The following is a 14556-nucleotide window of genomic DNA, read 5'->3' as shown; positions in this document are numbered from 1 at the left end:
ATATGGAAGAGATCATCGGGGGCGGCGGTACCGCTCCCTTAAGTTCCTATACAGAAGCGGTAGAGTGGATCAACAGTCTGATTCCTTTCGGCATCCGTCCGGGCCTGGAGCGGATTGAGCTGCTGATGGAGAAGCTGGATCATCCGCACCGCAAGCTGAAATTCATTCACGTGGCGGGGACGAACGGAAAGGGCTCGACCTGCGCTTTTTTGACCCGTGTGCTGATCCAGAGCGGTTACAGCGTAGGGACCTTTACTTCGCCCTATATCACCAAGTTCACTAACCGTTTCCAGTACAATGGGACGGATATTCCCGAAGATACTTTGCTGGAGCTGTCGAATAAGCTTCGCCCGCTGGTACAGGAAATTGCAGACAGCGAGCTTGGTTCACCGACGATGTTCGAGGTGGCCACAGCGCTGGCGATTCTCTACTTCGGGGAGGTCTGTTATCCGGATGTAGTCGTATGGGAGACAGGGCTTGGGGGAAGGCTGGATGTAACAAACATCGTGACACCTATTGTGTCCGTGATTACGAATGTCGGACATGATCATACCGATGTGCTGGGAGATACGCTGGAGGAAATTGCCGGTGAGAAGGCCGGAATTATCAAACCGGGTGTTCCTGCAGTCAGCTGTGTGAGCCAGCCGGAAGCGATAGCGGTACTTAAGGCCAAAGCGGCAGACAGCCGCTCTACCCTCTATCTGGCCGGAGAAGATTTCAGCTATGAGCTGGCCGGAATCAAAGACGGCGTGCAGAGCTTTAACTTTAAGGGGCCCTTCCGCTCCCTTGAGATCGGTATTGCCATGAAAGGCGAGCATCAGCTCAGCAATGCGGCCGGGGCCATGATGGCGCTGGAGGTTCTGCGGCAATATATGGCTTTTATGCTGGAGGATGAGGATGTGCTGGAGGGTTTCCGAAGCACATTCTGGGCTGGAAGGCTGGAAGAGGTAAGTGCTTCTCCGCGCATTGTACTGGATGGGGCACACAACCCCGAAGGTGCGGAGAGCCTGGCTAAGAGCCTTCCGCAGTTTTATAAATACGGTAAATTAAATTTGCTCATGGGGATGCTGGCAAATAAGCATCATGAGTCATACTTCAAGCATATACTGCCTATAGTGGATACGCTCATCCTGACCGAACCGGATTTCCGGAAGAAAATGGACGCGGAAGATCTGCAGGCCATCGCAGAACGTCTGCGTGAGAAATATGCTAAAGAAAACTTAAAAATCATAGTAGAACGTAATTGGGGTAAGGCGCTGCAACTGCTGCAATCGATCACAGCGGAAAACGACCTTGCTGTCGTGTCCGGAACGCTGTATTTGATTTCTGATGTACGAAGTACGCTTTTGCAGCAACCCGATTCTGAAAAGGGCTGGTGACGAACTGTTGGATACTACTGAACGTGTGCATTTTATAGGGATCGGCGGCTACGGAATGAGCGCGATTGCCCGGGTGATGCTGGAAATGGGATATACGGTTACGGGCTCCGATGTGGCAGCTCAGGAATTAACCGAGAAATTGATTGCCAAAGGTGCCAAAGTCTATATTGGACATACTGCGGAGCAGGTTAAGGGTGCAGATCTGGTTGTTTATTCTACGGCACTCGCAAGTGATAATGTGGAATGGGTAGAGGCGGAACGTCTCAAAATCCCGGTTCTGCACCGCTCGCAAATGCTGGCCCGGCTGCTGAATGAACGCAAAGGGGTAGCTGTCGCCGGCGCGCACGGCAAAACTACCACCTCTTCGATGATCGCGCTGGTCATGGAAGATTGCGGAGTGGATCCGACCTATATTATCGGTGGAGAGATTATGAATGTCGGTACGAATGCGAAGGCAGGACAAGGGGAGTTTGTTGTGGCCGAAGCGGATGAAAGCGACGGCTCTTTCCTGCAGTATCATCCTTGGCTGGGGATCGTAACGAATATTGAAGCGGATCATCTGGAGAATTACGGCGGTGACTTCGGCCGCCTGAAGGCCGCTTACGTGCAGTTTATGAACCAGCTGCGCGAAGACGGCACCGCGATTGTGTGTGCGGATGATGAGACTGTCAGCGCCCTTTTACCTGAAGTTAAGGGCTCGGTGATTACCTACGGTATTCATCAGAACGCCGATTATATAGCCACTGACATCGTGCTCGGCGACCGGCAGGTGGCGTATACAATGAACAGCGGCGGTCAAGTGCTGGGGCGCATTGAGCTCTCCATTCCCGGACAGTACAATCTGTACAATTCAATGGCTGCGGTCATTGCTTGTCTGAAGTCAGGGATTGCATTTGAAGAAATCGCTGCAGCTATCGTGAAATTCCATGGAGCGAAGCGCCGGTTTCAGGTGCTTGGCGAAATCAATGATATTCTTGTGATAGACGATTACGCCCATCATCCAACGGAGATCCAGGCAACGATCAGCGCAGCCAAAGCAACCGGCAAACGGATTATTGCCGTGTTCCAGCCGCAGCGCTACACCCGTACCTTCTTTCTGCTGGATGCGTTCAGCCGTGCCTTCAGCGAAGCTGATGAAGTGATCATTACGGATATCTATTCGCCGGCCGGAGAGAAGCAGATTGAAGGTGTCACTTCCGCAAAGCTGGTGGAGCTGATTATACAGAACAGCAACGCCGGTGCAAGGCATCTGCCTACCAAAGAAGCCGTGCTGGCTGACCTGCGGGGCCGTATCGCTCCCGGTGATCTGGTGATCACCATGGGCGCAGGAGATATCTGGAAGGTTGGGTATGCACTGGCTGATGACTTGCGGGAACTTGAAAAAGAAGAATAGAATGACTTCTGTGAGCTGTTAATGCAGAACTGATTTTTATGAAGCCAAAGCGTATTTTGTCCGTTATGCCGGACAAAATACGCTTTTTGCTATAGAGACCTAAACCTGCAAATGATGTTGCGGGCAGAGTCTTGGAATGCTATAGTTTTGTGACAACAGAGTACTGATTTCCGTGTATATGGTGGTGTATTCATGAACTTCCAGCTTGATATTACAACGCTGTTATACTTGTTTATCTTTGGGAATTTATTTATTGCCTTGCTCGTCACCTTTTACCGCTTCCACTTCCCGAAGGACATTGCTTCATGCGTATTTATTGCTGCGAAGTGGGTGCAGGTCCTGTATTGGAGTTCCATCCTGCTGTGGGATGTTATCCCGCGCTTTATTGGAATTCCACTGAGCAATGGGCTCATTCTTGCCGGAGGCTTCATGGAGATTGCAGCGCTGCTGATGATGATGGGCATGTTCGGGCGGAGGGTGAAGCTGTACTATTTAGTGCTGATCGTGGGCAGTATAATCAGCTTTTGCATGATCGCGCTGTTTTTTAACCGTCCGAATTTGCGGGTCGTGTCTACATCGCTGTGGTCGATGTTTTTTGTGATTTTGCCAGCGTATCTTCTGACCTCTAACAAGGAGAGAACACCGCTTCAGAGTATGCTGGGATTCGTATTTTATGCGTTTGGCCTGTCAATGCTGGGACGGGCGTTCGCGGCCCTGTTTCTGGAACCCGGCATGGGCGCTTTGTCCGCGAATACTGCGCAATATCTATATTATCTGGGAATGTTCTTTTTGCTGATTGTAGGTACCGCAGCCTTTATTCTCCTTTCCAATGAGCATTCTTATAAAAAGCTGAAGAAAATGGCCACCTACGACACGTTGACCGGGATCTTGAGCCGCCGGGCTTTTCTTCTGGAGGCGGAAGTGAAGCTGACTCTTGCGGTCAGAAAACAGGAGTATTACTCCCTTCTACTGCTGGATCTGGATCACTTCAAGGAAGTCAATGACACCTATGGTCATGATAAAGGGGATAAGGTCTTGCAGGATTTTGCATTTACGATTGAGAGCAGCCTTGGAAACGACGATCTGTTCGGCAGAGTGGGCGGCGAAGAGTTTGCCGTTCTGCTCTATGGGCTGAACGAAGAGGACAGCGGCCGCAAAGCGGAACAGCTGCGCACCGCTGTGATGGATGCCCCAAAGTTGAATCTGCCTTGCGGGTATACAGTCAGCATCGGTGTGATTACCGTTCTGCCCACTCCCCGGACATTCTTTAATATGCTGTATAAGCTCTCAGATCGGGCATTATACCAGGCGAAGCAGCAAGGCCGAAATTGTGTAGTGATCTCCCGGTAAGCGCAGATGCTAAGGTAGGATTGGAGAATACATATGCCTATGGTTATAGATGCAGGAAGGTGAAATTTATAGCTGTCCATTTTGATCTAAAGACCTTGCTCGTTTGCCTTTTTTTCGCCAATCTTTTTACGGTGCTGCTGGTATTGGCCTACCATTCCCGTTACCCGAGGGATGGAACCTCCAGATTATTTATAGTTGCAAAGCTGCTTCAGCTGGTGATCCTGATTTTGCTGCTGATGGAGGGTTCCGCTCCCTTTAAGTTTCTTCGGCTGATCCTTGCGCTGGGCTGCCTGGCGGGAGCAACCGCAGAGATGTTAGCCCTGCTGAGGCTGCTCGGAGCAAGCACAGACCGGGTGAAGAGAAGTTACTATACGCTTGCAGGCTGCTCCGGGGCTGGACTACTGGTGAGAGAAATGCTGTTTCCCTTGAGGGTTCAGCCTATCGTCATCGTCTGGACATCCCTGTCCGTTGCGGGGCTTATGGCTTATCCGGTGTATATCCTCTGCGTGAAGCTGAAAGAGACTCCGCTGCAAAAAATGATGGGCCTGCTCTACAGCCTCGTGATGTTGTCGCTGCTGGGGCGGGCGGTTGAGCCGTTCTTGGGAACCGGGGCAACAGACACTGCGGTTTCGGGGTTATTGCAAGCGTTTTTTTATATTGCCGTCTATCTGTTGATGTTCCTGTGGACAGCAGGTTTTATGCTGCTTTCCCGGGAGCGGATCTATGCAGAGCTGGAGCGGGTATCGACCTATGACGAACTGACCGGCATTCTTAACCGCAGAGCGTTTGTGCAACGTGCCGGCCTCCTGCTTGCTGCCGCTGCCGAGGAAGCTTCCCCTTTCTCGTTCCTGCTGCTGGACGTGGACCATTTCAAGAGTATAAATGATACCTATGGCCATGATACCGGGGACAAGGTGCTGCGGGATTTTGCAAGTGAAATTGAAGGGCAGCTCGCTAACGGTGATCTGTTCGGCAGGTTCGGCGGCGAGGAATTCGCCGTGTTTCTGCACTGTGCGGACGAGGCAGCAAGTGATGAAATCGCCGAACGGCTGCGCCTTTCCGTACTTGATACGGTTGTCGAAGGGCTGCCGATGCCCTATACCATAAGCATCGGGGTAATTACTGTCACCTCGGCAGAGATGGTTCCGCTGAATACACTGTATAAGCTGAGTGATAACGCCTTGTACGAAGCGAAGCAGCAGGGCCGGAATTGTGTCTCCAGAAGCCGGCTAACGAGAACCTTGCCTCTGCCCTGACGGGAGGGGCGGGGTTCTTGACATTCCAGAAATCCGGGCTTTTTTGAAATTTTTTTCTCGAAAATCCATAAAACGACAAAAAGAAGATACACTTTGGGGTAATATATGCTAGACACATAACATCGCTATAGAACATACAGAAAAAAATGGAGATTAGGAGACAAAGACATGAGGGAGAAATTACTGTTCATATCCGCAGAGAATCCGTTTCCGCAAGATAGTGGAGGCAAACTCAGAACCGGAAATATTCTAAATATTCTGCTAACTAAATATGATGTGGATCTCCTGACCTTCAGGAATCAGAGGCAGGTTGATAAAGAAGAGGCCCTACCCGCTCTTACTGTGCATGAAGTGGAACGAACTATGAATTACCGCAAGGCGATGCTGCGTTCACTTTATACATGGCGCAACTGTTCTTATATGAGCCATGTCGATGTGGACATGAAGGATGCAATTAAGAGACTGTGTAATCAGAACCGCTACAGCCATGTTTTTATTTCACACAGCTTGCTTGGCTGCTGTATTGATATTGTACGGGGCGAGTTGCCGGACGCTGTCATTGTCACCGATGCCCATAATTTCGAGAGCAACCTGTCGGCCCAGCTGGCGCATAAGAAAAGCGGATTCGCTAAGCTTTTCTATTCACTGAATGCACATTGGACGAAACGGGATGAGCTGAAGCTGATGGACAAAACCAACCTGCTGCTGACTACTTCGGAACAGGATGGTTTAGCGTTCAAGTCGATCTCTGTCAAGAATGCAAATAAAGTGCATGTTATCCCTAATTTCATCCGTATCAGCGATTACCGCACAACTGTTAATACCCGTAAGGAAAAGTGGATTATTCTTCCGGGTAATATGAACTATTTCCCAAATGTGAATGCAGCGACCTACTTTTTCCGTGATATTTATCCGCTTGTGAAAGCCCGGGTACCCGAAATCAAATGGTATATCGTAGGACGGGATGTACATCCTGATGTGGCTGCTTTGGGTGAAAAAGATCCTTCCATTGTGATTACCGGCTATGTGGACAGCGTGGCGGATTATGTCCGGAAGGCCCAGGTAGTCATCGCCCCTTTGCAGGAAGGCAGCGGAACACGCCTGAAGATCCTTGAGGCATGGGCGCTGAAGACACCTGTTGTGTCTAGCACAAAGGGAGCTGAAGGCCTGCTGTACGAGCATTCCCGGAATATTTTGATTGCTGATGATCCCGTAACTTTTGCAGACAGTGTGGTGAAACTTCTTCTGGATCATGAACAGGGCCTGGTACTCGCAGACCGGGCGCATGAGACACTGATGGCAAATTATGAGGCTGAAAGTGTCAGGGAAAAGCTGCTCAGTTTGGTCTAAATTAAATAAATAATCTTTTCTCCCATAAATCGACAATCTTTTGAATGGAAATGCGGTACTATTGATCTACAACTAAAGTTTCATAAAAAGTGGCAGGACGGTTACCTCTCCTGCTTTTTTTTCTGAATCTTATTAGAAGAACAATCATTTTCATAGAACCAAGGAGCTATAGTCATGAGAGAGAGAATGCTGTTCCTATCCGCACATCATCATTATCCGGAAGATTTTGAGAGAGAAATAAGAACGGAGAATTATCTAGGCATATTGATGGAGAGATTCGATATTGATCTGTTGGAGTATTGTCACTGCGGCCGGGAGACCCCCTATACGGCTGGGCCGGCGCTTAAAGTCCACAGGGTAACACGGGTGCCCGGGCAGCGAAGCTCATTGCTCGGTTCCTTGAACAAGCTGCGCAGCAGCACTATTTTGGCCGATGCCAACAAAGATTTGCGTGCGGAGATCACTGCGCTCAGCCGTTTGCATACATACAGCCATGTGTTTATAACGCATCCCTTGCTTGGAAACTGCATTGATATGATCTCTTCCTTATTACCCGACGCAATGATTATTACGGATGCCCATCGTTTGGAGAGCAGACACTCGGAAGGAAAAGCTGCCGGCAAAAGGGGCTTAAGCAGACGTTACCATCAATTGAATGCAGCATTGTACCGCCGGGAAGAACGCAAATTAATGAATAAAACCGCTCTGCTGCTGACAGCCTCCGAGTGGGATGCCCTGTCCTTTAAGGCTTTATCCTTTGCAGATGCCGGCAAGGTGCATGTAGTCCCTCCATTTATCGATTTGAACGACTATAGTGATGCTGAACCGTCCGTTAAAGACAACTCCATTGTCCTTCACTGGAATATGCATACGAACCAGGGCAGAAATGCTGCATTGGTATTCTATCGAAAGGTTTACCCTTTCATTAAGGCGAAAGTACCGGACTGCAGATGTTATATTTTCAGCGGTCAGACACATCCCGAAATCCTGGCTTTGGCCAAAAGTGATCCCTCTGTTGTGATTATTGAAGAGCCTAGGCAGGAGGGGGAATACATACGCCGGGCGAGGGCTGTTATTGCAACACTGCGTGAAGGCTGCGGCGGGCATTCAAAGATTCTGGAGGCATGGGCGCTCAAAACTCCGGTAGTTACTAGCCTGAAGGGCTCGGAAGAATTGATCTGTGAGCCGGGGCGGAATATTTTGCTGGCGGGCACAACCGGCGGGATAGCCGACCATGTGGTGAAGCTGCTCCAGACACCGGAGCTGGGTGCAATCATTGCGGACCATGCCTACCGGACGCTGCAGAAACATTACGAAGCGGACAATGTTAGGGCTAAAGTGCTCAGCTTGGTCTAATCATATCAAAATAGCATATTCCTCTCTTCTCTATCATATATTCTCATATAGATTAGACGATAGCGAGGTGTGACGCCTGATGAACGGAAGAATGACTTTCCGGTTTGATATCGATCAGGACAAGGGCAAGCTTGAACCGGTGGAACGGCGCTCCAGTGCGGGACTGGGCACGGCAAGAGACTATGAGAACAAGGAGCTTCACCGCACTCCGGTTCCCCTGCATCATACAGAGCCCTACGATACCGGCTTTACTGTTGGCGGGGAAGAACCGCCGGATGATATCGGGAATGACGATCTGGAACCTTACAATTCTCACGGTCAGGAGTGGGAGGGAGCCAGATGGGAAGCTGAGCCGTCCAAGCAACCGTTGTTATCCCCATATCCTGACCCCGATGTGTGGGAGAGAGCTCCGCAATATCCTGTGGAGGAGTGGAATGATAGTGCTGAGCGGTTCGGTGACATTTCATTGTCAAGTGCCGGATATGGCGGCTCTTATCACACCCGCCGTCCCTCCTACTGGTGGAAGTTTGCACTTTCCATAGCTGGAGCCGTTGGTACGGGACTGCTGCTCGGATACGCTGCATTGTCTTTCATCAGCGGAGGGAATCCGCAGGTTGGAGTGAACGCCAAGCCAGGCGCTGGAGCCATGCAGAATCAGAACGCCGGGACAGCTAACCAGCCGGTAGCCGGAGACACCGGCTTGCCGAATGCTGGTCCAGCGGGCGGTGAAATAGGCCGCATTCAGGTGGCGGTAGCGGCGCAAAGCTATTATCTGCTGCAATATGGCGTGTTCAGCACACCTGATGGAGCTGCGCAGGCTCAGCAGGAACTGCTTACCGCCGGACTTGCCGCAGGGCTGGATCCTTCAGACGGCAACCGGGTGTACGCCGGGATATCGCCTGACCGCGAACAGGCCAAGCTGCTGAGCAGCGGCCTGAAGAATCAGGGGATTGAGCTTTATGTAAGAGGAGTGGAGCTGCCGGCTGCAGAGCAGGTTGCTTATGCCGGAACACCGCAAGCTGTGGAGGGTTATTTCGCGGCCAGCGGACAACTGCTTAATGAGCTGAGCAGCCTGTCCGCATCCTTGTTAAGCGGGGAAGTCGAGACGTTGGACAAATCGGCAGTCAGCAATTTTCATATGGAGTGGACCGAGGCGCTCAAAGCGCTGAAGCCGGGTCTGACCCCTGAAGGGCAGAGCATATGCGCTGGGCTTGAGAAAGCAATGAGCCGGGGAATGGCTGCCCTGAATGAATATGAGAAGAACAAAGCACCGGGTCTGCTTTGGGAAGTGCAGGAATCCATGTTGAGCTTCCTGACCGGTCAGAAGGGCCTGATGTCAACTTTGGTGTAAGCGTAAATACAAAATCCCCCATCCGGCTGCGTCTGCTGAATGGGGGATTTTATGTGTTGCTTGCAGGGTTATACTCAGGTAAGGTTAAATAAGCCGCAACCCCAGTTAGCTCCCCTACACAGTTGCCTCGTGACTGCATGTATGGTAATCATTTCCGCACCGGATTTTACGTTTGTATTGAACTCAGTTTCACCGTATAATAATTAAGGTGTCAAAAAATGGCGAGGGAAGACTTAGATGAAGAAGAAAAATGTAGGAACACTGCTGTTATTTCTCATTCTGGGCTGGCTGGCCGGAGCGTGGATCGCGAAGCTGCTGGAGCCTGTAAAAACTTTGTCTTTTCTTACAACCTCAACGGTACTCAAGTGGTCCCCGCAAGCCGATTTGGACATCATAACCTATGACATCACTATTCATTTGAAATTGTGCTTGCTCAGTCTTGCCGGAATGATTACTGCCGTATGGCTGTACCGGAGGCTGTAATGGTCACTGCTGACTGGGAAGGGGCGTTTATACGTGGAATCTGACAATTCACGCCTCATTATTCTTGCTTCGGGTTCGCCGCGCCGCCGGGAATTGTTGTCTTTGCTGGGTTTGCCCTTCGAGGTGATTTCCAGTGATGCGGACGAGAGTACACCGCCGGAGTTCACACCGGAGATGATTGTGCGCAGTCTGGCCTTGCGTAAAGCGGAGGCTGTGGTCTCTGCTGCCGGCAAGCGTAATGCCGTTATCGTCGGCAGCGACACGATTGTTGTGCTGGATGATAAGGTGCTTGGCAAACCTGTGGACGAGCAGGACAGCAGGGTTATGCTGGGACTGCTTCAAGGCAAGACCCACCAGGTATACACCGGAGTGGCCTGCATCGGGCTGCCAGAGGGCAAGATTCTGGTAGAGCACCGGGTAACCTCAGTAACTATGAGAGCATTAAGCGAAGAGGAAATCTCCGCCTACATAGCGACTGGAGAACCTGCCGACAAGGCCGGTTCCTATGCGATACAAGGACTTGGTGCCACCCTGGTGGAGAAGATTGAAGGCTGTTACTTTAATGTGGTTGGACTGCCGTTGTCGCTGCTTGAGCGTATGCTGTCCCGGGTTGGCATTTCGGTGCTGGGCCGGCAAGGATAGCGGAGGAAAGAGGGATCGGGATGGAGTCGCAAACATTTATGCTGCGGGACCTCCCCCATGAAGAACGACCACGAGAGCGCATGATGCATTATGGGGCGGAATCATTAAGTCAAGCGGAGCTTCTGGCTATACTGCTGCGTACAGGCACACGCCGGGAATCAGCTATTCATATCGCCCAGCAATTGCTGGGACGGGCTGGTGGTCTCCGCGGACTGGCGGACCTGAGCATTGACGAACTGACGAATATTAAAGGCATCGGCCCTGCCAAGGCCGTGCAACTGAAAGCTGGCATAGAGCTGGGAAGACGGATGGCGAACTCCAGGCTTACCGAGCCGGTTACCATCCGCAGTCCGCAGGACGCGGCGGAGATTCTGACCGAGCAGCTGCGTTATTTGCAGAAGGAGCATTTTGTCTGTCTCTTTTTGAATACGAAGAATCACGTTATAGCGCAGGAGACATTGTCCATGGGCAGTCTCAACGCCTCTATTGTGCATCCCCGTGAGGTGTTTCGGGCAGCCATGAAATGCAGCAGCGCAGCCATTATATGCGCACATAATCATCCGAGCGGCGATCCTACGCCAAGTCCGGAGGATATCTCCCTGACCTCCAGACTTCTTCAGGCAGGCGAGATTGTCGGAATTGACGTACTGGATCACCTGATTATCGGAGACAGCAGATTTGTAAGTTTGAAAGAAAAAGGGTACATGTAATATAATTGTCCAGATTCACTGGGAAAAGGAGAATACAAGCATGTTAGGTGGTTTTACGAAAGATTTAGGGATTGACCTGGGGACAGCAAATACGCTCGTCTACGTACGCGGCAAGGGGATTGTTGTAAGAGAACCTTCCGTGGTGGCCATTAATACCGATACCAAAACAATTGAAGCTGTAGGCGAATCCGCCAAAAAAATGATCGGCCGTACACCGGGCAATATTCGTGCCATTCGTCCGATGAAGGACGGAGTTATTGCCGATTTCGAAACGACGGCAACCATGATCAAATATTTTATCCGTCAGGCCCAGAAGCAACGTTCGATGTTCCAGCGCCACCCGAATGTAATGGTATGTGTTCCGTCCGGCATCACTGCGGTTGAGCAGCGTGCCGTTGAGGATGCTACCAAGCAGGCAGGAGCCCGCGAGGCCTATATCATCGAAGAGCCGTTTGCTGCTGCTATTGGTGCGGATCTTCCGGTATGGGAGCCGACGGGCAGTATGGTCGTTGATATCGGCGGAGGTACTACCGAAGTGGCTGTCATCTCTCTTGGCGGTATCGTGACCAGCCGTTCAGTTCGTGTAGCCGGTGATGAGGCAGATGAGTCAATCATCCAGTACATCAAACGCCAGTACAACCTGATGATCGGTGAGCGCACCTCGGAGCAGCTCAAGATGGACGTGGGTTCTGCCCTGCCGCTGGAGAAAGCCGAAACGATGGAAATCCGTGGCCGCGATCTGGTGACCGGACTGCCGAAGACACTGACGATTACTTCCGATGAAATTTGCGAAGCTTTGTCGGATACGGTCAATGCCATTGTCGAAGCTGTTAAAGTGACCTTGGAGAAATGTCCGCCAGAGCTTGCTGCTGATATTATGGATCGCGGTATTGTTCTTACAGGCGGAGGTGCGCTGCTGCGCAATTTGGACAAGCTGCTGGCACGTGAAACCGGAATGCCGGTGATTGTCGCCGATAACCCGCTGGACTGCGTAGCTATCGGCACAGGCAAAGCGCTTGAGAATATCCATCTCTTCAAGAGTCGCAGCGGATCGAGCCTGCGCTCCAAGCGTTAGAATCTGCCTTGGTTTGTTGCATGTCAACCCCTGTTGTGGGAGAAATACGGTTGTTAGAGGGTGTTGAAAATGTTTAAGCTGTTTAACAATAAACGTCTATTCATATTGCTGATAACACTAGTCATGTTTATCGTGGTGATGGGGTTCAGCCTGGGGACAAGAAAATCCTTGTCCTGGCCTGAAAATTTCCTCCGTGATACGACCGGTTTCGTGCAGAATCTGTTCTACAAGCCCGCTGGATATGTAGCGGGCTTGTTCCAAGATATCGGGGATCTGCGTGATCTGGCCGAGGAAAATAAACGCCTGAAGATTCTAGCTGCCCAATATACGATAGATAAAGCGAATTACAATTTTATTAAGTCGCGTTATGAGGATCTTCAGGAGCAGCTTCATTTCACTAAAGCGCAGAAGGAATTATATAAATATACCTATACTAATGCCCAGGTTCTCAGCCTGACCACGGAACCCAGCAACAGCACGCTTGTGATCGACCTTGGCTCCAGTGATGGCATGAAGCCCAATATGTCTGTAATTTCCGTAGATGGGCTCGTAGGTGTTATCAGTAAGGTGAGCAATTTCACTTCTACCGTGAAGCTGATGACTATGATGGATGTGAATGATCCGAATTCCCAGCCGCCTATAGCGGCCACAGCCATCGGTAAAGAGGGTAAGACCTTCGGCATGATTGAAAGCTATGATCAGGAAACCGGAATGCTCAAGATGAACAAGATTCCGCAGGGCGACCCTATCGCTGTGAAGGATACTATCGTTACCTCTGGCCTCGGGAGAGTGTATCCACAAGGGTTGACGATAGGAACCGTAATGAGTGTTGAGGAAGGACAATTCGGATTAACTTCGACTGCAATCATCAAGCCCAGTGCCGAATTTCAGGACTGGAAACTGCTGATTGTTGTATCTCAGGAGGAGCGTGCCGAATAGTGAAGATGCGCAGGTCGGTTCTTATTCTGTTATTGTTTCTCCTGTTTATTTTGGAAGGCGCCATTCTGCCCTGGCTGCTTCCGGACGCCTGGCAGTTGCGGATTATTCCGAATCTTGTATTTATCGTGATTCTGTTCGTCACGGTATACCATCACCGTCATACTGCACTTATACTAGGATTGTCTTTTGGCATGCTGCATGATGTCATTTATTACGGCAGAATTCTCGGTGCTCATTCCTTTGCCATGGGGTTGTCCGCCTATTTAATTGGTCTTATTTTCCAGATCCCGCGCGCACCGCTGCCGATGATGATGACTGTTGTCCTGCTTGGCAGTCTGCTTCAGGACAGCGTACTGTTCGCTATTTACAGCGTGTTTAATTTGAACCAGGAGCCTTATAATTGGGCGCTCCTGCATCATATGCTGCCTACCATGCTGTTTCATTTTGCTATGGCCCTGCTCCTCTACATTCCGCTGCGGCGTCAACTCGAGCTGCTGAAGAAGGAGACCCGTAAGGAGGAAACGGCGTGAAGCGGCCTGCATTTCTTTCGGCTGAAAGAAGGAATTTGCCCGGCCCGGCACGAATGATTCAGGATAGGGGGACAGGCATATGACAGTAAAATCCAAGCATGTGAGGATTAAGGGCATCAAGGACGGCCTGGTATTCCTGCTAGACGACAAGTGTCCCTTTGAAGATCTCTTAAGCGAGCTTCGCTATAAGCTGGAGCACAGCCATCAAAATATTCTGACTGGACCGATTGTGCATGTAGATATTAAGCTGGGCAGCCGTATTGTGACGGAGGATGACAAATCAGCTGTGCTGGAAATTCTCAAAAGTCAGGGCAATTTGCTGATTCGTTCCATTGAAGCGTTTGAAGCGCCGGGCATTGAGGATACAGACGCATTGTTTCTGATGAGCGGCATGGTTCGTTCCGGCCAGGTGCTGCATCATCAAGGTAATCTGCTGTTGTTGGGCGATGTAAACCCGGGAGGAACAATTACATGCTCGGGTGATATTTATATCCTCGGTGCGCTTAGAGGCATGGCTCATGCTGGAGTAGACGGCAATCAGGAAGCGATTATTGCTGCTTCTCTGCTGTCTCCGACACAGCTGAGGATCGCCGACGTTATCAGCCGGCCTCCGGATGAATGGGGGACCCGGGAGAGCACCATGGAATTTGCTTATTTATCAAGCGGAGCGATGCAAATCGACAAAATTCATAATATAGTCAGATTACGTCAGGGTTTAAATGTGTTTAAAGGGGTGTAGCCT

The 14556-nt window shown here is 50.7% G+C and carries 14 protein-coding genes; all 14 read left to right on the top strand.

Annotated features, from left to right (window positions below; genetic code table 11):
• Nucleotides 1–2 precede the first annotated feature (2 nt).
• The 14 genes from NSS79_RS27505 to minC all read left to right on the top strand — a co-directional run bounded on the left by NSS79_RS27505 (nucleotide 3) and on the right by minC (nucleotide 14553).
• Entirely contained in the window at nucleotides 3–1379 is a 1377-nt protein-coding gene (locus tag NSS79_RS27505; protein ID WP_342436935.1) for a folylpolyglutamate synthase/dihydrofolate synthase family protein, read from the top strand.
• A gap of 7 nt (nucleotides 1380–1386) precedes the next feature.
• Nucleotides 1387–2772 (top strand): UDP-N-acetylmuramate--L-alanine ligase, encoded by a 1386-nt coding sequence (gene murC / locus NSS79_RS27500; RefSeq protein ID WP_342436934.1) that lies wholly within the window; start codon nucleotides 1387–1389, stop codon nucleotides 2770–2772.
• 192 nt (nucleotides 2773–2964) lie between these two features.
• Nucleotides 2965–4122 (top strand): GGDEF domain-containing protein, encoded by a 1158-nt coding sequence (locus tag NSS79_RS27495; protein WP_342436933.1) that lies wholly within the window; start codon nucleotides 2965–2967, stop codon nucleotides 4120–4122.
• 59 nt (nucleotides 4123–4181) lie between these two features.
• On the top strand, nucleotides 4182–5378 hold the full coding sequence (locus tag NSS79_RS27490; RefSeq protein WP_342436932.1) for a GGDEF domain-containing protein: 1197 nt from the start codon (nucleotides 4182–4184) through the stop codon (nucleotides 5376–5378).
• Nucleotides 5379–5546: 168 nt separating this feature from the next.
• Entirely contained in the window at nucleotides 5547–6728 is a 1182-nt protein-coding gene (locus tag NSS79_RS27485) for a glycosyltransferase family 4 protein (protein ID WP_342436931.1), read from the top strand.
• Nucleotides 6729–6902: 174 nt separating this feature from the next.
• The gene (locus NSS79_RS27480) at nucleotides 6903–8084 is read left to right on the top strand and encodes a glycosyltransferase (protein WP_342436930.1); all 1182 of its coding nucleotides are present in this window, start codon (nucleotides 6903–6905) and stop codon (nucleotides 8082–8084) included.
• Between the two features lie 79 nt (nucleotides 8085–8163).
• A complete protein-coding gene (locus NSS79_RS27475; protein WP_342436929.1) occupies nucleotides 8164–9435 on the top strand; it encodes a hypothetical protein in 1272 nt (423 codons plus the stop codon).
• Between the two features lie 237 nt (nucleotides 9436–9672).
• Nucleotides 9673–9918, top strand: coding sequence for a DUF4321 domain-containing protein (locus NSS79_RS27470; RefSeq protein WP_038595700.1), 246 nt, complete (start codon nucleotides 9673–9675; stop codon nucleotides 9916–9918).
• 33 nt (nucleotides 9919–9951) lie between these two features.
• Nucleotides 9952–10560, top strand: coding sequence for a Maf family protein (locus NSS79_RS27465; protein ID WP_342436928.1), 609 nt, complete (start codon nucleotides 9952–9954; stop codon nucleotides 10558–10560).
• Between the two features lie 20 nt (nucleotides 10561–10580).
• Complete coding sequence (gene radC, locus NSS79_RS27460) at nucleotides 10581–11270, top strand: DNA repair protein RadC (RefSeq protein ID WP_038595695.1); 690 nt, start codon at nucleotides 10581–10583, stop codon at nucleotides 11268–11270.
• A gap of 40 nt (nucleotides 11271–11310) precedes the next feature.
• A complete protein-coding gene (locus NSS79_RS27455; RefSeq protein WP_038595693.1) occupies nucleotides 11311–12345 on the top strand; it encodes a rod shape-determining protein in 1035 nt (344 codons plus the stop codon).
• A gap of 69 nt (nucleotides 12346–12414) precedes the next feature.
• Complete coding sequence (mreC, locus tag NSS79_RS27450; RefSeq protein WP_342436927.1) at nucleotides 12415–13284, top strand: rod shape-determining protein MreC; 870 nt, start codon at nucleotides 12415–12417, stop codon at nucleotides 13282–13284.
• Entirely contained in the window at nucleotides 13284–13814 is a 531-nt protein-coding gene (gene mreD / locus NSS79_RS27445) for a rod shape-determining protein MreD (RefSeq protein ID WP_076114063.1), read from the top strand. Before mreC ends, mreD begins: the two co-directional genes overlap by 1 nt.
• A 79-nt stretch (nucleotides 13815–13893) precedes the next feature.
• Nucleotides 13894–14553: a septum site-determining protein MinC gene (minC, locus tag NSS79_RS27440; protein ID WP_341095733.1), complete on the top strand. Its 660-nt coding sequence runs from the start codon at nucleotides 13894–13896 to the stop codon at nucleotides 14551–14553.
• Nucleotides 14554–14556 lie beyond the last annotated feature (3 nt).

Origin of the sequence: Paenibacillus sp. FSL L8-0436, assembly GCF_038593025.1 — a bacterium.
Taxonomy (GTDB): domain Bacteria; phylum Bacillota; class Bacilli; order Paenibacillales; family Paenibacillaceae; genus Paenibacillus_AQ.
Note: the sequence above shows the minus strand (reverse complement) of the source record. Positions and strands in the feature narration are given on the sequence as shown.